The sequence below is a fragment of the Burkholderia sp. MR1-5-21 genome (assembly GCF_053427715.1).
Genome location: NZ_JBSAXD010000017.1, coordinates 158,468 through 181,384 on the forward strand (window position 1 = coordinate 158,468; position 22,917 = coordinate 181,384).

Below are 22,917 nucleotides of genomic sequence, written 5' to 3' on the forward strand. Positions count from 1 at the left end.
AAAGGAGGTGGAATCGATGGAAACCGGCACGATTGACAAGGTAATCGCAATCACGGGCGGGTTCGGCCAGCTCGGCCTCGCGACGGGGGCGTGGCTGGGCGCGCGCGGTGCGCGCATCGCGCTGATCGGACGCGGTGCGGCTCCGGCGGCGGACGCGCTGCCCGCCGGGATCGGCGGCGCGCAATGCATCGGCGGCGTGGATCTCGTCGACGCGCAGGCTGCCAGTCACGCACTTGACGCCGTGCATCGCGAATTTGGCCGGCTCGACGCGCTGCTCAACATCGCGGGCGCATTCGCGTGGGAAACTGTGGCCGACGGCAGCGTGGCCACCTGGGACCGGATGTACGAATTGAATGTGAAGACGGCGCTGAATGCGTCAAAAGCGGCGCTGCCGCATCTGTTGAGTGGTCCGGCCGGGCGGATCGTCAACATCGGCGCGGGGGCGGCGCTCCGCGCGGGGCCCGGCATGGGCGCGTATGCGGCCGCGAAGGCGGGCGTCGCGCGACTGACCGAAGCGCTCGCGGCGGAACTGCGCGAGACGGACGTGACGGTCAACGCGATCGCGCCGAGCATCATCGACACGCCGCAGAACCGCAAGGACATGCCCGACGCGGATTTCACGCAGTGGGTTCAACCGCACGAGATTGCGGCGACGATCGCGTTCCTGCTGTCGGCCGATGCGCGGGCGATCCGCGGCGCGACGATTCCGGTGAGCGGGCAGGTCGCGTAGCGCGGCTTGAATCCGCAAGCACGACCTGCCATTCACGCACGGCCGTTTCCAGGTGCTCGATCGAGGCCCGGAACGGCGCGTCAACCGGGGTCGTATCCACATGGGTGAAGCCGACAAAAAAGTGTGAAGTATTCGGCCTCGGCGTGTACATTTTGTTGGCTTTCCTCCGTCGTCGCGATGGCGGCATGCAGCTTGCCGCCGCATTTGCCCAACCCAGACAGGAGCTTCGCCATGTCGATTCAGAAGATCACGCCATTTCTCTGGTACGCCACGCAGGCCGAGGAGGCCGCCGCTTTCTACGCGGGCATCTTTCCGGACTCGCGCGTGGTTCGGGTCACGCCGGTGCCGAGCGCCGGCTCCACGAAGCTCGTCGAGTTCGAGCTCTTCGGGCAGCCGTTCTTCGCGATGAGCGCTGAACGCGGCGAGTCGTTCAACCACGCGATTTCCTTGCTGGTGAACTGTGCCGATCAGGCGGAACTCGATCGCTACTGGAGCGCCCTTCTCGACGGCGGCGGCTCGGCCGACGGCTGCGGCTGGCTGAGAGACCGCTTCGGCGTCTCGTGGCAGATCGTTCCGAACGATCTCATCCCGATGATGGCCGACCCGGACCCGGCAAAGGCGAAGCGCGTGGCCGAAGCGATGATGCAGATGACGAAGTTCGACGTCGCCGCGCTGAAGGCGGCCTATGCGGGGGCAGCGGATTGACGGGCATTCCTGTCCGTCGTCTGCGCGACAGGGCGCCGGTCGGGCTTGCTCGCGTCAAGCAGACAGCCGTCTCGCGTGTTCGGGACCGGGACGGGGCGGCAGTCGTCGACGTTGGGTATTAACCGCCTGCCGGCGCCGTGCGTAAAATGGCGGACCGGATTGTGCGACAGAACCCGAAACAATGAATCAGCCCAATATCCTGGTCGTCGAAGATGAAAGCGCGATCGCGGACACGATCGTCTACGCGCTCGGCACGGACGGCATGCAGACCGTTCACTGCACGCTCGGGCAGGCGGCGCTCGAACGCCTGCGCGACGCGCGCTTCGATCTCGTCGTGCTCGACGTCGGCCTGCCCGACATCAGCGGCTTCGAAGTCTGCCGGATGCTGCGCACGTTTTCCGATGTCCCGGTGATCTTCCTCACGGCGCGGCACGATGAAATCGACCGGATCGTCGGGCTGGAAATCGGCGCGGACGATTACGTGGTCAAGCCGTTTTCCCCCAGGGAGCTCGCCGCGCGGGTGCGGGTGATCCTGCGCCGCCTGAGCCGGCCGCCGCTCCCGCTGCCCCCGTCGCCCCCGTCGCCGACGTCGCATCAACAGGCGAACGTGCCATCGGCTGCCGCACCGGGTTTCGAACTGGATACCGACGGCGCGCGCCTTTCCTGGCTCGGCCATACGCTGGACCTGACGCGCTACGAGTTCGGCCTGCTGGCGCTTTTCGTCCGGCATCCGGGCCGCATCTATTCGCGCGAGCAACTGATGGACCTCGTCTGGCACGAGGCGATCGACACGGCCGACCGCACGGTCGATACGCACATCAAGACGCTGCGGGCGAAGCTGCGCGCGATCGATCCGGCGCGCGACCCGATTCGCACCCATCGCGGGATGGGCTATTCGCTGCAACCTTGACCGCTGCGATTTCGTCATGCACATCGGCCTGCGCATTTTCTTCGGCTTCTTCCTGATCGTCGGCCTCGCCGCGCTGATCACGCTGCGGGTGTTCGTGCAGGAAGTCAAACCCGGCGTGCGCGAAGCGATGGAAGACACGCTGGTCGACACGGCACAGGTGCTGGCCGCGCTGGCCGCCGACGACCTGGCGAGCGGACACATCGGCGACGGCGCGTTTGCGCGGCAACTGGAAAGGCAGCATGCGCGCCCCATCGGCGCGAACGTGTGGGGGATGCGCAAGGACACGATCAGCTACCGCATCTACGTCACCGACGCGCACGGCATCGTGCGCTACGACTCGGCCGGCGCCGCGGTCGGCCAGGACTATTCGCGCTGGAACGACGTGTACCGGACGCTGCGCGGCCAGTACGGCGCGCGCAGCACGCGCTCGGATCCGAACGACGAGAGCAGCACGGTGATGCACGTCGCCGCGCCGATCCGCAAAGGAAACGCGATCATCGGCGTGCTGACCATCGCGAAGCCGAACCAGGCCGTGGCGCCGTTCATCGCACGCAGCCAGCGCAAGATCATGCTGTACGGGGCGCTGCTGATGGGCGGCGCGATCCTGATCGGCGTCGCGTGCACGTGGTGGCTCGTGGTCGGATTGCGCCGGCTGCAGCGCTACGCGCGCACGATTGCCGCGGGCGAGCGCGCGGTGATGCCGCTGCAGGGCGCGAACGAGCTCGCGGAACTGGGGCGCGCGGTCGAGACCATGCATCAGCGTCTCGAGGACAGGCAGTACGTCGAGACCTACATCCACACGCTCACGCACGAGATGAAGAGCCCGCTCGCGGCCATCAGCGGCGCGGCCGAACTGCTGCACGAGGACATGCCCGTCGCGAACCGCCGGCGCTTCGCGGACAACATCCGCCGGCAGACGGGCCGCCTCGAACAGATGATCCGCAAGCTGCTCGCGCTTGCCGAAGTGGAGCAGAAGCAGCGCCTGTCGGTGCGCGAGCCGGTCGCGCTGCTGCCGCTGCTCGAACAGTTGCTGGACGATGCGGAGCCGCGCGCGCGCAAGCGCGGGGTGGGCATCCGGCTCGACCGGTCGCAGACGGGCGCGGACACGGCGATCGTCGAAGGCGATGCTTTCCTGCTGCGCCAGGCGCTCGGCAACCTGCTGGAAAACGCGCTGGATTTCGCGCCGTCCGGCAGCACGATCGGGGTGGCGATCGAGCGGCAGCGGGCGGGCAGGGCGCACGTCGCCGTGGTCCGCGTCGCCGACGACGGTCCCGGCATCCCCGACTATGCGCTGTCGCGCGTGTTCGAGCGGTTCTATTCGCTGCCGCGGCCGGATGGCCAGGACCGGAGCACGGGCCTCGGCCTGTGCTTCGTGCGCGAGGTCGCGATGCTGCACCGTGGCGAGATCGCGCTCGCGAACCGGCCGGAAGGCGGCGCGTGCGCGACGCTGACGCTGCCGTCGCCGAACTGAGCGCGCTTCACGTTCGCCACACCTTCGCTTCACATCGGCTTCGCATCGACTTCAACCGCGCTTCACCCGGCACGCTCATGCTGCACGGACTGTTTCCACTCCGGTACCGTCAGCATGAATCGAGTCCTGTTGTTCAAATCCCTGATCACCGCGTTTCTTGCGCTGCTCATCCTGATTCCGCTGCAGATGGTCGGCAGCATCGTGCGCGAGCGCGCATCGTATCGCGAAGACGCGTTGCGGAGCATCTGGTCCAGCTATGCAGGGCCGCAGACGGTGACGGGGCCCGTCCTCGTCGTGTCGTACACGGAAGTCACGCGCGTGCGCGACGACACGCCTGCCGGCGGCGCGACCCGGACAAGCCTGCACAGCGAGACGAAGCGCGTGCTCGTGTTTCCGAAGACGCTGAATGTCGACGGGACGCTGGCGACCAATGTCCGTTACCGCGGCATCCACAAGGCGCTCGTGTACGACCTGCAGAGCCGCCTGACGGGCACGCTGGCGCTGCCTGACCTGAAGCAGCTGCCGCAATCGGCCGGGCACGTGAGCTTCGCGATCGACAAGACGTACGTCGCGATCGGCATCAGCGACATTCGCGGGTTGATGGCGCAGCCCGCGCTGAGCGTCGGCGGCAAGCGGTTCGACGTGGAGCAGGGCACGCATTTGGAGGGCCTGCGTCAGGGCGTGCATGCCGACATCGATCTTGCGGCGCTCGCGGCCGCGAACGCCGGGCAGGTCGTGCCGTTCAGCATCGACCTGCCGCTGCTGGGCGCGGAATCCGTCGCGTTCGCGCCGGTGGCCGACCAGAACAACTTCTTGCTGAAATCGGCATGGCCGCATCCGAGTTTCGACGGTTCCTTCCTGCCGCGCAGCCGCAAGGTCGATGCACACGGTTTCGTCAGCGCATGGAGCGTCACGTCGTTCAACACGAAGGTGCGCGAGCAGATCGCGGCCGGCAACGGGGAAGGGGTGTTCGAGACTGCGTCGGTGTCGCTGATCGAACCCGTGAACGTCTATCTTCAGGCCGAGCGCGCGACGAAATATGGCGCACTGTTCGTGATCCTCACGTTTTCTAGCTTCTTCATGCTCGAGCTCGCAAAGCGGCTGCGCATTCACCCGATCCAGTATCTGCTGGTGGGCCTGTCGCTCGCGCTGTTCTTCCTGTTGCTGCTGAGCCTGTCCGAGCACATCGCGTTCGGCCTTGCGTATCTCGCGGCGAGCGGCGCGTGTATCGGTCTGCTCGGCTTCTATCTGTCGTTCGTACTGCACAGCGTGAAGCGCGGGGCCGCGTTCGCGAGCCTGCTCGCGACGCTGTACGCGGCGCTGTACGGGCTGCTGCTGTCGGAAGACAACGCGCTGATGCTCGGCTCGCTGCTGCTGTTCGCGATACTTGCCGGCATCATGACGCTCACCCGCCGCATCGACTGGTACGCGCTCGGCGCGGCGTGGCAACCGCTGGCCGACAAGCCGGCGGGCAAGGACGAGGAGCCTCGGGCGCCTGCTGCGTGATCGCGTTCGTCTTGCGGGGGCTGCCTGCCCCGTCAGGCGCCCGGTTGCGGGCGGCGAAACCGGGCGCGCGGAATTTCCGCGATCGCCGTGATCTCGATCATCAGCTCGGGGTGGTACAGGCGTTCGATCTGCAGGGTCGTGGTCACCGGGTAGGGTTCCGCAAAGAACGTCTTGCGAATGTCGCCGGTGTTCATGAACGCGTCGATGTCGGTCGCATAGTGAACGAGGGAGATCACGTCGGCCATCTGCCCGCCCATTGCCGCCAGCACGTCGCGGATGTTCTCGAGCGTCTTGCGCACCTGTGCGCGCATGTCGTCGCGACCGACGACCTGCCCGTGCCGATCGACGGAGACCTGTCCCTTCAGGTGGACGATCTGGCCGTCGCCCTGAATGACCGCCATCGAGAATGCGCCGAACGGCGGCCAGACAGCCGACGGATTGACTGCATCGATCATGAGCGGGCTCCGTTGATGCGCTGTTCGCGTTGCGATCGCGCCTGTTCGCCGTTGGCGTCATTGCTGCCGACATCGCCGACAATGTCGCCATCATAGACGAGCATCCATCCGCAAGCAGGCTCGCCGCGCCGGCGATTCTGCTGATTCGCATGCAAGCCGCCGTAGCGGCAGGCTGGATCGACCTATACTGACCGTTCATCGTCAACCGAATCACGCCGTGCCCAGGAAACCTGTCCAGGATCCGTCGCTTCCCGACGATCCGCGTCCGACACCGCCGCAACAGCCGGAACTCGAGGATTGCTGCAACAGCGGATGCTCACCCTGCGTGTTCGATCTGTACGACGACGCGATGGAACGCTACCGGGCCGAGCTGGCCGCGTGGGAAGCGCGGCACGCGAAACGCAAGCCGCGCGAATGAGCGGTGCACGTTTGTCGTCGCGTGCATCCATTGCGGTGACCGTTGCCGCGATTGCGCAGCGGGCAGTCGTCAGTGAAAGTGCGCCGCCCGTTCAACAGCGTCACGTCTGCGCATGCCGGCGCCGATGCATCGGCCTGAGCGCTGACGACAGCAGCAAACACATTGCCAGCACCGCCGCCAGCGCAAGCATCGACGTCCGGAACGCGTGCACGTAATCGAGCGTGCCGGGATGCGCACCGAGCCGCGAGAAGAACACGCCGCCCAGCGTCGCTGCGCCCACCGCCGCGCCGATCTGCAGTGTCGCCGACACCATCCCCGATGCGACGCCCGCGCGTTCGGGCGCCACTTCGGCGAGCACGATCCGCACGATGGAAGGCAGCACGAGCTCCTGGCCGATCCCCATCGCCGCGAGCCCCAGATAGAAGCCGGGCCCCGGCGCACTCGCGTCCGCGAGCGTGGCTGCCGCAGCGAGACCGGCCGTCAGCATCGCGAAGCCGAGCGTGAGCACGCGGTAGGCGCCGAAGCGGCCGACGAGGCGCGGCATCAGCAGCGGGCTCGACAGGAAGCCGAGCCCGAACGGCAGGATCGCGAAACCCGACGCGAGCGGCGACCAGCGCAGGCAGCCTTGCAGGTAGATGCCGTAGGTCAGGAAGAATGCGCTCATCGAGTAGAACAGAAAGCCGAGCGCGAGCCCGAGCGCGACAACCGGATTGCGGAACAGCCGCACGTCCAGCAGCGGATCGTTCCCGTTCGCGAGCCGGCGTCCTTCCACGTTCAGCAGCAGGCCTAGCATCGGCAGCGCGCCGGCGAGGCAGGCCACCATCCACAGCGGCCAGCCTTCCTCGCGTCCGCGCGTGAGCGGATAGACGAGCATCAGCAGGAACAGCGACAGCAGGATCGTGCCGGGCACGTCGATCTGCTGGCCGCGCGGCGGCCGGCTTTCCGGAATGAAGCGCCAGCTGCCGAGGAGCGCAAGCACGCCGATCGGCAGATTGACAAGGAAGATCACGCGCCAGCCGAGCCCGAACGGGTGCAGGCTGATCAGCGCGCCGCCGCCGAGCTGGCCGATCACGGCCGCGAGGCCGAACACGAAACCGTAGAAGCCCATCACGCGCACCTGTTCGTGCGGCGTGAAGACGCTGCGGATCGTGGCCAGCACCTGCGGCGACAGGATCGCCGCGAACAGGCCCTGCAGGATGCGTCCGGCGACGAGCACCGTGCCGCTGCCGGCGAGGCCGTCGCGGATCGCGGGCAGCGCGAGATTCACGATGAAGTAGTCGAGCGGGGGCAGGAGCGCGCCGACCAGCAGCACCGCGAGCGCCCAGCCGTGATGGCTGCGCGCGGCGGGCGCGGGCGCGTCGGCGATCGGGGACGGGCTCGTGCGGCTCGGACCGAAGCACCGGCTGCCGGCGCTGCCGGACGCCGTGTTCGCGCTGACGCCGCCGCTGCCCGGCGAACGGGAGGCGGTGACGCAGGCGAGAGAGGTGCTGGCGAGGCAGCTGGTGGTGTGAGCAGGGAATCGGCTTGCGGAATGTTCGATGACACTTCGGCATAGGTCCGCGACGGGTATGGCCGGATCCCGGCATTCCGCGTTACCGGTCAGTCCGCGTCGCCATCGACATACGCAAGCAACCCCCGCACCAGCGCATCGAACGTCGCCCGGCAGCGCGGGCTCGTGCGCAGGTCCTCGTGCATGACGACCCACGTTTCGAGCGGCAGCGCGACCTGTTCCGGCAGCAGGCGCACGAGCCGCGCATCGCGTTTCGCGATCCCGCACTGGCAGATGCCGATCCCGTAACCGGCCCGGATCATCGCGAGCTGCGCGAGGTTGCTGTCCGAGCGCAGCGCGAACGCATCCCGGTTCCAGTCAGGCAGCACTTTGCCTGCCGCGCGCAGAAACGGCGTCATTTCATCGAACCCGATCAGCGCGTGCCGCGCAAGTTCGCTCATCGTCGCCGGCATGCCGTGCGCGGCCAGATAGTCGTCCCGCGCATACATCCCCACTTCGATGCTGCCGATGCGTCGCGCGACGAGCGCGTCCTGCGCGGGCGGCGCCATGCGGACCGCGATGTCGGCTTCGCGCTTAAGCACGTCCTGGATGCGATCGGTCGTCGCCAGTTCGACGACGAGTTCGGGGTGATCGCGCCGCAGCCGCGTCAGCATGGGCGGCAGCACCTCGACGCCGATCACGTCGCTCGCCGAAATGCGCACCACGCCGCTGACGCCATCCCCGCGACTGGCCGCTGCGCGCTCGAACGCGGCGGCGGCGCTGCGCAACGCATCGGCATGGCCGCGCAACGCGAGCGCGGCCTCGGTCGGCAGCAAGCCGGACTGCGAGCGCGTGAACAGGGTCTGACCGAACGCGGCTTCGAGCGCGGCGACGTGGCGGCCGGCCGTCGGCTGCGTGATGCCGAGCGCGCGCGCCGCGCCCGACAGCGATCCTTCGGTCAGCACCGCGAGGAAGGTTCGATACAGTTCCCAGTTGAGATCGGAGGCCATACGAAAATGTATAGCAGATCCACCATGTTCGCCAATTCCTTGCGATCCCGATGCGCGCCAGAATGTGCCGTCGATGATTCACACAGGAGAGCGGCGATGGCAACGAATTTCCACGAAGCGGAGATGCGGGCATCCGACACCCGGGTAGCCGACATGCGGGTATCCGGCGTGCAGGCATCCGACAGGCATGCGCTGGTGCTCGGCGCGACCGGCGGGATCGGTGGCGAGGTCGCGCGGCAGCTTCGCGACGCGGGCTGGCAAGTGCGCGCATTGCAGCGCGTGCTCGAGAGCGCGACGTTACAGCGCGACGGCCTGACCTGGATCCGCGGCGACGCGCTCGACCGCGAAGCGGTGATGCAGGCGGCGCGCGGCTGCAGCGTGATCGTCCATGCAGTCAATCCGCCGGGATACCGCCGCTGGTCCGAACTCGTGCTGCCGATGGTCGACAACACGATCGCGGCGGCCGCATCGGCGGGCGCGACCGTCGTGCTGCCGGGTACGGTCTACAACTTCGGCGCCGACGCGTTTCCGGTCTTGCTCGAGGATGCCCCGCAGCATCCGTCGACCCGCAAGGGTGCGATCCGCGTCGAACTCGAGCGCCGGCTGCAGGCCGCGACCGCGCAGGGTGTCCGGACGATCGTCGTGCGCGCCGGCGATTTCTTCGGCCCGCGCGCCGTCAGCAACTGGTTTTCTCTGGGGCTCGTCAAGCCGGGGCGGCCCGTCGCGGCCGTCAGCGTGCCAGGGCGGCCCGGCGTCGGCCATCAATGGTCGTACGTGCCGGACGTCGCGCGCGCGATGGTCGAGCTGATCGAGCGCCGCGACATGCTGGAGCCGTTCGCGCGCTTTCATCTCGGCGGGCACTGGGATGCGGACGGGACGCAGATGGCGCAGGCCGTGTGCCGCGTCGCGCAGCGGCACGGGTTGCGGCCGGCGCTGCGGAAGTTTCCGTGGTGGTTCGTGTGGGCCGCGTCGCCATTCGTCACGACGCTGCGCGAATTGCTCGAGATGCGCTACCTGTGGCGCGAGCCGATCCGCATGGACAACGCGCGCGTGACGGCGGTGCTCGGCCGTGAGCCGGTGACGCCGCTCGATACGGCCGTCGAGGAGACGCTGGCGGGGCTTGGCTGTCTGCCGTGAATGACGTGTGCTGCCGCCGTGTGGCGGGCGGGAACCTGCGAGCAAGATGCCGGATGGTTCGGCGAATGTCGTCGGCCGGCATGCCGCTCACGGGATCGCAGCCGAACCCGCCGCCATCCGTCACGCCACCACCGGCAGCACCTCGACCGCATACCGATGCGTGAGACTGCGACCGAGCACCGGATCGTGCAGCTCCATTTCGAACGCATCGCCGGATGCCATCGCGGCGATGGCGCCGTAGACGGCCACCGTCCCGCCGTACATTGCGCAGCGCGCGGGCATCGCTTGCGCATCGTCGAAGCGGCGCCACAGCGTCTGCGGCGCGAGCAGACCGCTGACCGCGCCGTGCTGGTACGCGACGCGCTCGCCACTTGCCGCGACGAGCCACGACCGCATCTCGAGCGTGTCCCAGTGATCCGCGACGTCGGCAAGACGCCACGCGTCGCGACCGAGCGGCTTCGCACACACTTGCTTCGATACGGCGACGCCGTACGCCTCGACCTCGCGATCCGTGTGATCCGATCCGACCGTCACGAGCGTGCCGAGCGGGCTGTCGACCAGCACGCACTCGATTTCGCCGCCGGAGCGCGCGCCGAGCACGCTGATCGATGCGTGCTGCGTCAGCAGCGACGGCGACACGCGATAGAAGCACGGCGTGGTCGACGGCGGCGCGACGCCGAGCGCGGCGAGTTCGTCGATGTGCGCCCGGATTGCATCGGGATCGCGGCCGGCCCAGCCGGCGATGACGACGCGCTCGACGGAAACGGCGGCTTCATCCGGCTCGCCGTGACGGGGAATGACGTTGAACGACAGGGAACGCATGCGGATATCCGTTTGGGGTTCGAATCGATTGGGCGAAAACACGGCGGCGGCGCTCAATCGGCCAGCGGCCGGTGCGCGGTCTCGCGCGCGGCGAGCAGTGCGATCGCCGTGACAACGAGCGATGCGGTCACGTACAGCGACACGGCCGTCGTCGTGCCGGTCTGCCGGAACAGCGTGGCGATCACGAGCGGCGCGAAGCCGCCGCCGACGATGCCCGCGAGCGTATAGGCCAGCGACGAGCCTGCGTAGCGCACGCGCGTCGGGAACTGCTCGGTGACGAACGCGCCCTGCGGCCCGTACATCACCGCGTGGATCACGAGGCCGATCGCGACGGCCGCGACGATCGCGCCCGGGCGCGCCGAATCGAGCAGCACGAAGAACGCGAACGCCCACACGATGCCCGCGATCGCGCCGGCCAGGTACACGGGACGGCGTCCGAAGCGATCCGACAGCGCGCCGAAGAACGGCACCGCGAGCGCGTTGCAGGCCGTGCCGACCATCACGGCCGTCAGCGCGAGCGGGCGCGACAGGTGCAGCACGGTCGTCACGTAGGTCAGCGTGAACACGACGATCAGCGCATACAGCACGTCCGAGCCGATTCGCGAACCGCCCGCGATCAGCAGGCGCCGCCAGTGGCACTTCAGGACTTCGGCGACGGGCACCTCGGCGGTCGCGTGCGATTCGGCGAGCTGCTCGAACTGCGGCGTTTCGTCGACGCCGCGCCGCAGCCAGAAGCCGAACACGACGAGCAGCGCGCTGGCCGCGAACGGCAGCCGCCAGCCCCACGCAAGGAAGTCCCCGGACGTGGTCGCGAGCGACACGAGCGCGATGCAGCCCGTGCCGAGCAGCGTGCCGAACGACGGGCCGATCTGCGTCCACGACGCGGACAGGCCGCGCCGTTTCTGGTCGCCGTGTTCGACCGACAGCAGCACCGCGCCGGCCCATTCGCCGCCGAGCGCGACGCCCTGCACGAAGCGCAGCGCGACAAGCAGGATCGGGCTCAGGATGCCGGCCGTCGCATAGGTCGGCAGCACGCCCATCAGCGCGGTCGTCAGGCCCATCAGCACGAGCGTGAGCATCAGCACCGCGCGCCGGCCGATGCGGTCACCGAGGTTGCCGAACACGATGCCGCCGAGCGGGCGCGACACGTAACCGACCGCATAAGTCGAGAACGCGAGGATCGTGCCGGCGAGCGGGTCGACGGACGGGAAGAACAGATGGTTGAAGACGAGCGCGGCGAGCGTGTTGTAGATCGTGAAGTCGTACCACTCGAGCGACGTACCGATCATGCTCGCGGTCGCGAGGCGGCTGTTGCGGACGCGGCGCGGCGCGCCGGCGGCGGGCTGGGCGAGAGTGCTCATGGTGTCTGTGCGGGTCGTGAAGTGACGTGGAGCGCGGCGGTGTGCGCGAACGCGGCCGCGGCAAGCCGCGCTTGGCGGCTGCGTGGCGCGGCTACGCGCCGAGCGCCGCCGGGGCAGCGCGTTCGGCAACGGTCGTCGGCGCGTCCGCCTGGCGGGCCGCGAGCGGCGCAGCCATCCGCCACAGCAGCTCGAAGGTGCGGATGTCGTCGTGGCCGGCGAGTGCTGCCGCGACCTGGCGTGTGGCGGCGGCGTCGCTGCCTTCGATCAGCACGAGCGCATCGGCGAGCGGCCGGGCAGACGGATCGCCGATCGGCGCGGACAGCTCAGGGTTCGCGCGGAACAGCCGCGCGGCGTGGATGCCGGGCTCGCGCAACGCGGCGTCGAAGCGCTCACGCAGCGATTGCACGTCGATCCGGTCGGACGGCAGCACGAACAGCGCGAGGTGCGCGCCTTCGCCGTCGCCGGCCTCGATCGACAGTTCGCCGACGCGCCGCTGCGTGCCGGTCATGCGCTCGAAGTTCGCGAGCGACCACGGCGTCTGCTGCGTGAATGCGCGGCGGTATGCGTCGCTGCGGAACACGTCGAGCGTATCGGTGACGTACAGCGCGAGATACTTGCGCGGACCGCGATCGGTCACGCGGAAGCGCCGCGCATGCCGGAAGCCGGGGATCGCGGTGCGCTCCTGCATGTGCTCGCGGTCGTACCACGCGTTGAAATCGGCTTCGTGCAGCGGGTCGATGTCCGTCCAGACGCAAAGCTGGCCGTGCGGAAGGGAGATGCGGCTCATCGGGGCGGTTCCTCGTGACAGGGTGTGAGACAGGAACCCCAGTGTCCCGAAGATGCGCCGCGCGCGTCCAACAAGAAAACAAATTCGCGGTGAACAGGTTTTCTTATGACTTGCGCGTGCGGGGGGCAGGCGAGTTGCGTTTCGCGGAGCGCTTTGCGGCAGGTTTCGGTTGGGCGGTGGATGCGTGCGTCGCTTTGGACGCGCGGGTTGTTGCACCCTTGGCGGCGCGTGCGGCTCTCGCGGATGACGCATCCGGGCGCGCGGCGGCCGCGTCATTGGTCGGCGCGGTTGACTTGGTTGACTTGGTTGGCTCAGTTGGCTCAGTTGGCGCGGACGGCATCGACGCCGCAGACGGCACCGCACGCGCGACTTCGCTCGCCAGCGCCGCGATGTGCGCGGCAACGGGCAGGCCTTGCGTGCGGTACGACGCGACGAGCGGCAGCGCGGGAAATTCAGGCTCGACGTCGAGCAGTTCGAGCGCGCCTTCCTGCAATTCGCGCCCGATGATCGCGGGTGGCAGCGCCGCGACGCCGAAACCGTCGGCGACGAGGCGGATCATCGCGGCGACCGACGTGATGCAGTTGATGCTGGCTGGCCGCTCGACGGCGGCGAACATCCGCTCGATGGTCGCGTGCGGTCCCGAGTGGCGCGAGAAGCTGACGATCGGATAGTCGGCCAACTGCGCGACGTCGAGCCGCTGGCCGCCGAGCCCGAGCCGCGGGCTCGCGACCCACCGCACCGGGAATTCGCACAGCGGCACGTTGGCGAAGTCGGGCCCCGGCACGGGATCGGTCTGCAGGATCAGGTCGACGCCGTCCGTGCTGAGCAGGCGAATCAGGTTCCGCGTCGTGTCGCTCGTGATCTCGACGTCGAGGCGCGGATAGCGCTCGCGTAGATGCGACATCAGCGCCGGGAACCAGCTATGCACGATCGACTCGATCACGCCGATGCGGATCAGGCCCGCGTCGCTCGCCGCATCGACGTCGCGGCGCATTTCGCTGTCGAGCCGCACGATCCGCTCCGCGTATGCGAGCATGCGCCGGCCCGCGGGCGTCAGCGTCGCCGAGCGCGTGTTGCGGTCGAACAGGCGGACGTCGAACGCTTCCTCGAGCGACGCGATCCGGCTCGACACGGCGGCCTGTGTCGTGTGGAGCTTTTCGGCGGTGAGCCGGAAGTTTTCCAGCTTCGCGAGCCAGACGAAGGTTTCCAGAAACCGGATGTTCATCGAATCCTGAACGTTGACGCCGCGCCGGGCGCGCGGCGGGTCGGGTCGATGTTAACGGATTTTCGGGCCGGGGCAACGTGCGTCTGCATGGGGCTCGATGCCGAACACTTCGGGGCAGACGCCAAACGCCAAACGCCAAACGCCAAACGCCAAACGCCAAACGCCAATCGACGCTTGTGCCGATCCTTCACGCGAACGTCGCTGGCCGTGCCGCGTCACACCCTGGCAAACGCCAGCGTCGGCACGTCGACCGTCATCGCGCCGCCATCGGCGACGAGCGTCGCGCCCGTCACGAACGACGCATCCGGCGACGCGAGGAACGCGCATACCGCCGCGATTTCGTCCGGATCGGCCGCGCGCCGCAGCGGCACGTCGGCGCTGACGCGCGCGTACGCGCCGTCGAGCGTGTCGCCGTGCGCTTCCATCAGCGGCGCCATTTCCGCGTCGGCCATCGGCGTGCGCACCCATCCCGGACACACAGCGTTCGCGCGCACACCGTGCGGCCCGTAATCCCGCGCGAGCGACCGCGTGAGCCCGAGCAGCGCGTGCTTGCCGGCCGTGTAGCCGCACACGCCCGGCCCGGCCGCAAGCGCCGCGATCGACGCGACCAGCACGATGCTGCCGCGCCGCGCGATCAGGTCCGGCAAGCATGCGCGCGCGCTGACGAACGCGGTGTCGAGGTTCGCGTGCATCGCATCGCGCCACTGCGCGTCGTCGGTTTCGTCCGCGCGGCCGAGGCCATGCCCGCCCGCGCACGCGACGAGCGCGTCGATGCGGCCGAAGCGTTCGGCGATTCGCGGCACGAAGCGGATCCAGTCGGCTGTGCTCGCGGCGTCGCCGGCCAGCGCGAGGCCGCCCGTCTCGGCGGCCAGCGCGTCGAGCGGCGCCTGGCGCCGCCCGATCAGCACGACGCGGTCGCCCAGGCCGGCGAAGCGGCGCGCGCAGGCGGCGCCGATGCCGGTGCCGGCGCCGGTGATCACGATCGTGCGGGGATGCGGGTGCGTCATCTCGGTCTCCGGAGAAGTGTCGATCCCGATCACTGTAGATGGCGGGCGGCCGCGTGGATATCAGCCGAATGGCTGAACGCGAATGGCGGCTGGCGATGACGCGAAACCACTCCGCGAAGTCGCTTGCATTGGCGCCATTCCGACACCGGACAACGCATGTGCGGATCGCCGCATCCACGGAACCGACCGATATCCGGACGCCAACCCAGTCCGGAATCCGTCCGTCCGACGGTGCGCTGCCGTCAAGAAGAAACCCCCTCCACCCGACGAGCGCCCCGTCTGGCGTGGCTTTGCCGCGCCGACCGGCCCAATCCACCGCATGGCATGGTTGTTGCGCCATTGCAGATGAGCCGACGCCCGGGATCGAACGATGACCCCGCTCGAACCGGAACGCGGCTCATCACGACTTCAATCATTGGAGACATCACCATGGAAGGACTTTCGCAAGTCCAGGTCTTGGGCATCGACGCGGGCGGCACGATGACCGACACCTTCTTCGTGCGCGAGGACGGACGGTTCGTCGTCGGCAAGGCGCAAAGCAATCCGGAGGATGAGTCACTCGCGATCTTCAACTCGTCGCAGGACGCGCTCGCGCATTGGCAGCGCGACGTCGACGACGTCTATCCGGAACTCGTCACCTGTGTGTACTCCGGCACGGCGATGCTCAACCGCGTCGTGCAGCGCAAGGGGCTCGACGTCGGCCTGCTCGTCAACAAGGGCTTCGAGCACGTACACCTGATGGGGCGGGCGATCCAGAGCTACCTCGGCTATGCGCTCGAAGAACGCATCCACCTGAATACGCACCGTTACGACGAGCCGCTCGTGCCGCTGTCGCGCACGCGCGGCGTCACCGAGCGTACGGACGTCCAGGGCGAGATCGTCATTCCGCTGCGGGAAAGCGAAGTGCGGCAGGCCACGCGCGAGCTCGTCGCCGCCGGCGCGAAAGCGATCGTCATCTGTTTCCTCCAGTCGCACAAGAATGCGACGAGCGAGCGCCAGGCGCGGGACATCGTGCGCGACGAGCTGGCTGCGCGCGGTGTCGATCTCCCGGTGTTCGCGTCGGTCGACTACTACCCGCAGCGCAAGGAAAGCCACCGGATGAACACGACGGTGCTCGAAGCGTATGCGGCCGAGCCGTCGCGGCAGACGCTCAGGAAGGTCAGCGACCGCTTCCGCAAGCACGGCGCGAAGTTCGACCTGCGCGTGATGGCGACCCACGGCGGCACGATCAGCTGGAAAGCGAAGGAACTGGCGCGCACGATCGTGTCGGGCCCGATCGGCGGCGTGATCGGCTCGAAGCTCCTCGGTGAAGCACTCGGCTACGACAACATCGCATGCTCGGACATCGGCGGCACATCGTTCGACATGGCGCTCATCACGAAGGGCAATTTCGCGATCGCGTCCGATCCGGACATGGCGCGCCTCGTGCTGTCGCTGCCGCTCGTCACGATGGATTCGGTCGGCGCGGGTGCCGGCAGCTTCGTGCGGCTCGATCCATACAGCGGGGCCATCAAGCTCGGGCCGGACAGCGCCGGCTATCGCGTCGGCACGTGCTGGCCCGACAGCGGCCTGACGACGGTGTCCGTGTCCGATTGCCACGTCGTGCTCGGCTACCTGAATCCGGACAACTTCCTCGGCGGCCAGATCAAGCTCGACGTGAATCGCGCCCGCGAGCACATCAACGCGCAGATCGCCGAACCGCTCGGCCTTTCCGTCGAGGACGCGGCGGCCGGCGTGATCGAGCTGCTCGACCTGCAGCTGCGCGAATACCTGCGCTCGAACGTCAGCGCGAAAGGCTACAACCCGACCGAATTCGTCTGCTTCTCGTATGGCGGCGCGGGGCCGGTTCACACGTACGGCTACACCGGCGGTCTCGGCTTCAAGGACGTGATCGTGCCCGCATGGGCGGCCGGCTTCTCGGCATTCGGCTGCGCGTGTGCGGACTTCGAGTACCGCTACGACAAGAGCGTCGACCTCGCGCTGCCGCAGCTCGCGCCCGACGCCGAGAAGGCGCAGGCCGCGCAGACGATCCAGAAGGCGTGGTCGGAACTGGCCGCAAAGGTGATCGAGGAGTTCCGCATCAACGGCTTCAGCGAGCGGGACGTGATCCTGCGGCCGGGCTTCCGGATGCAGTACATGGGCCAGCTCAACGACCTCGAAATCGAATCGCCGATCGCGGGCGCGTCCGACGCGGACGACTGGGACAAGATCGTGACGGCCTTCGAAGACACCTACGGCCGCGTGTACGCGAGCTCCGCGCGCTCGCCGGAGCTCGGTTTCTCGGTCACGGGCGCGATCATGCGCGGCATGGTCGTCACGCAGAAGCCCGTATTGCCGGAAGACCCTGTCGCGGGCCCGACGCCGCCGGCGGATGCGCGTATCGGCACGCGGCGCCTGTATCGGCACAAGCAGTGGCATGACGCGGTGATCTGGCGCATGGAGTCGCTCAAGCCCGGCAACGAGATCACGGGCCCCGCGATCATCGAATCCGACGCGACGACGTTCGTCGTCCCGAAGGGCTTCGCCACCACGCTCGACAAGCACCGCCTCTTCCATCTCAGGGAAGTCCAGTAAGGAGACATGCGATGAACATGATGTCCAGCCAGGAAGTCGGCTTTGCCGATCTGCTGAAGAACGGCCAGACGCTCAAGCAGTTTCGCGATGGCATTCTCGAGCGCACCGCGCAAACCGGTCATTACAACGGACTCGAGCGGCTCGAACTGCGCGAGCGCGATCCGATCCGCTACGAGAAGATGTTCTCGAAGCTGCGCGGCGGCCTCGTGCATGCGCGCGAAACGGCCAAGAAGATCGCCGCGAGCCCGATCGTCGAGCAGGAAGGGGAGCTGTGCTTCACGCTCTACAACGCGGCGGGCGACTGCGTGCTCACATCGACGGGGATCATCATCCACGTCGGCACGATGGGCGCGGCGATCAAGTACATGATCGAGAACAACTGGGAAGCCAATCCGGGCATTCAGCCCGGCGACATGTTCACCAACAACGACTGCTCGATCGGCAACGTCCACCCGTGCGACATCGCGACGATCGTGCCGATCTTCGCGCACGGCAAGCTGGTCGGCTGGGTCGGCGGCGTCACGCACGTGATCGACACGGGCGCGGTGACGCCGGGGTCGATGTCGACGGGACAGGTGCAGCGTTTCGGCGACGGCTACATGATCACGTGCCGCAAGACGGGGGTGAACGACACGCCGCTGCGCGACTGGCTGCACGAGAGCCAGCGCTCGGTTCGCACGCCGAAGTACTGGATTCTCGACGAGCGCACGCGTATCGCCGGCTGCCACATGATCCGCGACTTGATCGAAGAAGTGATCGACGAAGAAGGCCTCGACGCATACGAGAAATTCAGCTTCGAGGTGATCGAGGAAGGCCGGCGCGGCCTGCAGACGCGCATCAAGGCGATGACGCTGCCCGGCAAGTATCGCAAGGTCGCGTTCGTCGACGTGCCGTACAACCATCCTGACGTGCAGACGTCGTCGGCGTTCGCGAAGCTCGACTCGATCATGCATTCGCCGGTCGAGATGGAAATTCGCAAGGACGGCTCGTGGCGTCTCGATTTCGAAGGCGCGAGCCGCTGGGGCTGGCACTCGTACAACGCGCACCAGGTCGCGTTCACGAGCGGCATCTGGGTGATGATGACGCAGACGCTGGTGCCGACGCAGCGCATCAACGACGGCGCGTATTTCGGCACCGAGTTCCACCTGCCCAAGGGCGCGTGGATGAACCCGGACGACCGCCGCACCGGACACGCTTACGCGTGGCACTTCCTGGTGTCGGGCTGGAGCGCGATGTGGCGCGGCCTGTCGCAGGCGTACTTCAGCCGCGGCTATCTCGAGGAAGTCAACGCGGGGAACGCCAACACGTCGAACTGGCTGCAGGGCGGCGGGATCAACCAGGACGGCGATATCCATGCGGTCAACAGCTTCGAGGCGTCGTCGTGCGGCACCGGCGCGTGCGCGATCAAGGACGGCCTGAATCACGCGGCCGCGATCTGGAACCCCGAAGGCGACATGGGCGACATCGAGATCTGGGAGATGGCCGAGCCGCTGCTGTACCTCGGCCGCAACGTGAAGTCGAACTCGGGCGGCTACGGCAAGTACCGCGGCGGCTGCGGATTCGAGACGCTGCGGATGGTCTGGAAGGCGCAGGACTGGACGATGTTCTTCATGGGCAACGGCTACATGAACAGCGACTGGGGCCTGATGGGCGGCTACCCGCCCGCCACCGGCTATCGCTTCGAGGCGCATCGCACGGGCATCAAGGAACGCATCGCGCTCGGCGAGAGCCTGCCGCTCGGCGGCGATACGAATCCGGACCTGCCGGACTACGAGAACCACCTGAACGCCGGCGCGGTCGTCAAGCGCGACCAGCAATGCATGACCACGGAGGACTGCTACAGCAACTACGACCTCTACCTGAACTACCTGCGCGGCGGCCCCGGTTTCGGCGATCCGCTCGACCGCGAGATCGACGCGATCGAACGCGATCTGAACAACGCGGTGCTGCTGGCCGAATACGCGCAGAAGGTGTATGGGGCGGTCGCGACGCGGGACGCCAACGGCATCTGGACGGTCGATGCGCAAGCGACCGCGCTGCGGCGCATCGAGATCCGCAATGCGCGCCTCGCACGCTCGCAACCGACCCGCGAATGGATGAAGGGCGAGCGCGAGCGGATCCTGCTCAAGCACGCATCGACGCAGGTACAGCACATGTTCGCGACGAGCTTCGGCCTGTCGACGAAATTCGAGCAGCAGTTCCGCGCGTTCTGGGAGCTGCCGGACACGTGGACGCTCACCGAGGACGAGCTCGACGTGCCGACCTACGGCTCGAAATTCCGCATGGACCTGTCGAAGATGCCCGACGTCAATACGGTGGTGCTGGTCGAGGAGTGAGCCCGACCACACGCGCCATCACCCACATGGAGGACTGGAGATGTCTACCTACACCAAGGAACAGATCAGGAACATGGTCGACGGCAAGCTCGACTGGGACACGACGTTGCGCATGCTGTCGATGCCGAAGGACGGCGAGCGCTTCCGGATGTATGTCGACGCGCTGCAGCAGAAGCTCGGCTGGAAGGACCGCATCGTGCTGCCGCTCGGCCCGCACCTGTACATCGTGCAGCAATGGGCGACGAAGCACTGGGTCACGCAGTGCGACTGCGGCCACGTGTTCTGCGATTACCGCGACAACTGGAAGCTGCACGCGAACATCTTCGTGCGCGAATCGGAAGAGGCGATGGACGAGGTCTATCCGCGCCTGATGGCCCCCGACACGCAGTGGCAGGTCTACCGCGAATACTACTGCCCGACCTGCGGTGCGATGCACGACGTCGAGGCGCCGACCCCGTGGTACCCGGTCATTCACGACTTCGAGCCTGATATCGATGCGTTCTACGCGGAATGGGTGAAGCTGCCGGTTCCGGAGCGCGCGCAATGATCTGACTTTTTGACGCTGCCTGCGGGGCTCGGCATTCGCCGGCCTCGCTTCGGCCTCGTCCGTCGTCCGCGGGAAGCGTTCGATTTCCGGCCGTTCGATTTTCGAACGGCCGGTTTCTTTTCGGTCGTCGATTCTCGCCGGCATGCGGGGCCGGGCGACGACGCGCGTGCGACCGCTTGCTGGCGCGCGCATTGCTTGTGATGGTGTGCGCCGGACGGCCGTCGCCGTGCCGGAACGGAGTACGATAGTCGCTACGCTCGCCGCCGGCTGCGGTCGGGCGCCCCACAAAGTCGACAAAAGGGCCGCTGCGACGGCCTTGCGGTTCGTGCCGTCACGAAACCGCCAGGAGACAGACATGCAACAGAGAGGCACGCCGATGGACTGGTTTCCCAGTCCGCACCATGACGCGAGCATCATGGCCGCGTGGGAGCATCTGGTGACAGGCAGCGAGTGGCGTTCGCCCGACGTCCGCGGCGTGATCGACGATTCGTGGCAGCGCTGTCTCGTCGGCCACGTCGATCCCGGCGCCGACCGTGCACCGCCGCCGCTCGATGAGGACGGGCTCGTGCAGTGGCGCACATCGAACGTTCGCCTGGTCGATGCCAGTCTGCCGCTGATGCAGCAGACCCGGGATTTTCTTTCGCAGACGGGCACGGTGATGCTGCTGGCCGATCCGAGCGGGATGATCCTCCAGCAGGAAGGCGACATGCGGATCGTCGAGCCTGCACGCGAGGTCGGCCTCATTCCGGGCTGCGAGTGGACCGAGCTGAATTGCGGTACCAATGCGATCGGCACCGCGCTCGCGCTCAGGCAGCCGGTCCAGATCCACGGCGCGGAGCACTTCTGCGCAGGCATCAAGCGCTGGACCTGCTCGGCGACCGTCATCCAGGATCCGCGCGACGGGCACGTATTGGGCGTGATCGATATTTCGGGGCTTGCCGAAACCTACAACCAGTACAGCCTTGCGCTCGCGGTGTCGCTTGCCGGCCGCATCGAAAGCCGGCTCGCGAAGCAGGGCATGGCGCGCCGCCTGAGCCTGCTCGACCGCTGTGCGTCACGCTTCGGTGCGTCTTCCGCCGATGCGGTGCTCGTCGTCGACGAACGCGGCCGGCTCGTCAAGGCCAACGCGCAAGTCGTTCCCGTGTTGCGCCGGCTCGGCTTCGACGTCCGGTGCGACGCGGCGTTCGCGCTGCCGGAACTCGAGCACTACGCGGGCGACGGCCGCCTGCCGGCGAGCGCGCCGGCATGGCTGCAGCGCAGCCACATCGAAACGGTGCGTGACGGCGCGGACGTGCTCGGCTACATGATCGTGACGCCCGGCATCGCGAATCCCCGTGGCGCCGTTCCGATCGCGCGCGGACGGGAACGGCAAGGCGGTGTGCAGCGAGGATTCGAGCGCATCGTCGGCGACAGCGCCGCATTGCGAGAGGCCGTGAATCGTGCGCGCCAGCTCGCGCCGTCCAAAGTGCCGGTGCTGCTGCTCGGCGAGACCGGCGTCGGCAAGGAGCTGTTCGCGCAGGGTATCCATCAGGCGAGCGATCGCGCCGACGGTCCGTTCGTTGCGCTCAATTGCGGCGGGTTGTCGAGAGACCTGCTCGCGAGCGAACTGTTCGGCTATGCGGAAGGCGCATTTACCGGCGCACGCAAGTCCGGTGCGGCGGGCAAGATCGAAGCGGCCGACGGCGGCACGCTGTTTCTCGACGAGATCGGGGAAATGCCGCTCGACATCCAGCCGCATCTGTTGCGCGTGCTGGAGGAGAACGAAATCTATCGCCTTGGCGAGAATACGCCGCGCAGGGTGAATTTCCGGCTGGTCGCGGCGACGCACCGAGATCTGAAGGATGCCGTCGCGAAAGGCCACTTCCGGATGGATCTGTACTACCGGATCGCGGTCACGACCGTGTCGATTCCGAGCTTGCGCGAGCGAGGCGAGGACCTGCCGGCGCTGATCGCGCATTGGCTCGCGCATCTGTGCGACAGCTATGGCCTTGCCCCGAGATCGTTCGACGACGACGCGTATGCGCGCCTGTTGCGCTATCCGTGGCCCGGCAACGTCCGTGAACTGCGCAACGCGATCGAAGGCTCGCTGCTGTTGTCGGACGGCCCCGTGATCAAGGCGGACAAGCTGCCTGCCGAGATCGGCGCGGCGGCGTCGGCCGATACGTGCGCCGTGCGACTCGTCGATGCGCTCGTCCCGGATGCCGACGACTCGCTGAAGAAGGCCGAGGCGGAATCGATCCGCCGCGCGCTTGCACGTCACGCGGGCAACCTGACGAAGACGGCTGGCCAGCTCGGCATCGCGAAGAGCACGCTCTACGAAAAGATCCGCAAGTATCGCTTGCTCGACGCGGTGAGCGACGTTCGCCGGGGCCGCGCAAGGTAAGCCGCGGCGGGCGTGACCGTGTGACGGGCGTGCAGGCCCGTTTC

General features: G+C 67.6%; 20 protein-coding genes. 12 read left to right on the forward strand and 8 right to left on the reverse strand.

Annotated elements, in window-relative coordinates; genetic code table 11:
- Window positions 1-16 precede the first annotated feature (16 nt).
- From ACV229_RS23185 to creD, 5 genes are all read left to right on the forward strand, one after another.
- Window positions 17-730, forward strand: coding sequence for an SDR family NAD(P)-dependent oxidoreductase (locus ACV229_RS23185; protein WP_448085437.1), 714 nt, complete (start codon window positions 17-19; stop codon window positions 728-730).
- Window positions 731-961: 231 nt separating this feature from the next.
- Window positions 962-1,435 (forward strand): VOC family protein, encoded by a 474-nt coding sequence (locus tag ACV229_RS23190; RefSeq protein WP_448085463.1) that lies wholly within the window; start codon window positions 962-964, stop codon window positions 1,433-1,435.
- Window positions 1,436-1,616: 181 nt separating this feature from the next.
- Window positions 1,617-2,345: a two-component system response regulator CreB gene (gene creB, locus ACV229_RS23195; RefSeq protein WP_448085438.1), complete on the forward strand. Its 729-nt coding sequence runs from the start codon at window positions 1,617-1,619 to the stop codon at window positions 2,343-2,345.
- A 16-nt stretch (window positions 2,346-2,361) separates the two neighbouring features.
- A complete protein-coding gene (gene creC, locus ACV229_RS23200; protein WP_448085439.1) occupies window positions 2,362-3,816 on the forward strand; it encodes a two-component system sensor histidine kinase CreC in 1,455 nt (484 codons plus the stop codon).
- A 114-nt stretch (window positions 3,817-3,930) separates the two neighbouring features.
- Window positions 3,931-5,322: a cell envelope integrity protein CreD gene (gene creD, locus ACV229_RS23205; protein WP_448085440.1), complete on the forward strand. Its 1,392-nt coding sequence runs from the start codon at window positions 3,931-3,933 to the stop codon at window positions 5,320-5,322.
- 32 nt (window positions 5,323-5,354) lie between these two features.
- Here the strand turns inward: creD and ACV229_RS23210 are convergent, their stop codons facing one another.
- The gene (locus ACV229_RS23210) at window positions 5,355-5,777 is read right to left on the reverse strand and encodes a RidA family protein (protein ID WP_448085441.1); all 423 of its coding nucleotides are present in this window, start codon (window positions 5,775-5,777) and stop codon (window positions 5,355-5,357) included.
- Between the two features lie 217 nt (window positions 5,778-5,994).
- On the opposite strand from ACV229_RS23210, the gene ACV229_RS23215 reads away from it, so the two are divergent.
- A complete protein-coding gene (locus ACV229_RS23215; protein WP_448085442.1) occupies window positions 5,995-6,195 on the forward strand; it encodes an oxidoreductase-like domain-containing protein in 201 nt (66 codons plus the stop codon).
- Window positions 6,196-6,295: 100 nt separating this feature from the next.
- Here the strand turns inward: ACV229_RS23215 and ACV229_RS23220 are convergent, their stop codons facing one another.
- Window positions 6,296-7,561, reverse strand: a complete 1,266-nt coding sequence (locus tag ACV229_RS23220) for an MFS transporter (RefSeq protein ID WP_448085464.1) — start codon at window positions 7,559-7,561, stop codon at window positions 6,296-6,298.
- A 13-nt stretch (window positions 7,562-7,574) separates the two neighbouring features.
- Between ACV229_RS23220 and ACV229_RS23225 the strand changes: the two genes are divergently transcribed.
- A complete protein-coding gene (locus ACV229_RS23225; RefSeq protein WP_448085466.1) occupies window positions 7,575-7,706 on the forward strand; it encodes a hypothetical protein in 132 nt (43 codons plus the stop codon).
- A gap of 88 nt (window positions 7,707-7,794) precedes the next feature.
- Here ACV229_RS23225 and ACV229_RS23230 read toward each other — a convergent pair whose 3' ends face one another.
- A complete protein-coding gene (locus ACV229_RS23230; RefSeq protein ID WP_448085443.1) occupies window positions 7,795-8,694 on the reverse strand; it encodes a LysR family transcriptional regulator in 900 nt (299 codons plus the stop codon).
- Between the two features lie 153 nt (window positions 8,695-8,847).
- Here ACV229_RS23230 and ACV229_RS23235 point away from each other — a divergent pair, with 153 nt between their 5' ends.
- Window positions 8,848-9,831, forward strand: coding sequence for an NAD-dependent epimerase/dehydratase family protein (locus ACV229_RS23235; RefSeq protein WP_448085465.1), 984 nt, complete (start codon window positions 8,848-8,850; stop codon window positions 9,829-9,831).
- A gap of 120 nt (window positions 9,832-9,951) precedes the next feature.
- Here ACV229_RS23235 and ACV229_RS23240 read toward each other — a convergent pair whose 3' ends face one another.
- The 5 genes from ACV229_RS23240 to ACV229_RS23260 all read right to left on the reverse strand — a co-directional run bounded on the left by ACV229_RS23240 (window position 9,952) and on the right by ACV229_RS23260 (window position 15,033).
- On the reverse strand, window positions 9,952-10,653 hold the full coding sequence (locus ACV229_RS23240) for a DUF2848 domain-containing protein (protein WP_448085444.1): 702 nt from the start codon (window positions 10,651-10,653) through the stop codon (window positions 9,952-9,954).
- 53 nt (window positions 10,654-10,706) lie between these two features.
- The gene (locus ACV229_RS23245; RefSeq protein WP_448085445.1) at window positions 10,707-12,014 is read right to left on the reverse strand and encodes an MFS transporter; all 1,308 of its coding nucleotides are present in this window, start codon (window positions 12,012-12,014) and stop codon (window positions 10,707-10,709) included.
- 91 nt (window positions 12,015-12,105) lie between these two features.
- A complete protein-coding gene (locus ACV229_RS23250; protein WP_448085446.1) occupies window positions 12,106-12,801 on the reverse strand; it encodes a hypothetical protein in 696 nt (231 codons plus the stop codon).
- Window positions 12,802-12,904: 103 nt separating this feature from the next.
- Complete coding sequence (locus ACV229_RS23255; protein WP_448085447.1) at window positions 12,905-14,026, reverse strand: LysR family transcriptional regulator; 1,122 nt, start codon at window positions 14,024-14,026, stop codon at window positions 12,905-12,907.
- Between the two features lie 215 nt (window positions 14,027-14,241).
- The gene (locus ACV229_RS23260) at window positions 14,242-15,033 is read right to left on the reverse strand and encodes an SDR family NAD(P)-dependent oxidoreductase (RefSeq protein WP_448085448.1); all 792 of its coding nucleotides are present in this window, start codon (window positions 15,031-15,033) and stop codon (window positions 14,242-14,244) included.
- A gap of 429 nt (window positions 15,034-15,462) precedes the next feature.
- Here ACV229_RS23260 and ACV229_RS23265 point away from each other — a divergent pair, with 429 nt between their 5' ends.
- From ACV229_RS23265 to ACV229_RS23280, 4 genes are all read left to right on the forward strand, one after another.
- On the forward strand, window positions 15,463-17,607 hold the full coding sequence (locus ACV229_RS23265; protein ID WP_448085449.1) for a hydantoinase/oxoprolinase family protein: 2,145 nt from the start codon (window positions 15,463-15,465) through the stop codon (window positions 17,605-17,607).
- Window positions 17,608-17,618: 11 nt separating this feature from the next.
- Window positions 17,619-19,943, forward strand: coding sequence for a hydantoinase B/oxoprolinase family protein (locus ACV229_RS23270; RefSeq protein WP_448085450.1), 2,325 nt, complete (start codon window positions 17,619-17,621; stop codon window positions 19,941-19,943).
- A gap of 40 nt (window positions 19,944-19,983) precedes the next feature.
- Window positions 19,984-20,490, forward strand: a complete 507-nt coding sequence (locus ACV229_RS23275; RefSeq protein WP_448074654.1) for an acetone carboxylase subunit gamma — start codon at window positions 19,984-19,986, stop codon at window positions 20,488-20,490.
- A 355-nt stretch (window positions 20,491-20,845) separates the two neighbouring features.
- Window positions 20,846-22,873 carry a sigma-54-dependent Fis family transcriptional regulator gene (locus tag ACV229_RS23280; RefSeq protein ID WP_448085451.1) on the forward strand — a complete coding sequence of 676 codons (2,028 nt, stop codon included), beginning with the start codon at window positions 20,846-20,848 and terminating at the stop codon, window positions 22,871-22,873.
- Window positions 22,874-22,917 lie beyond the last annotated feature (44 nt).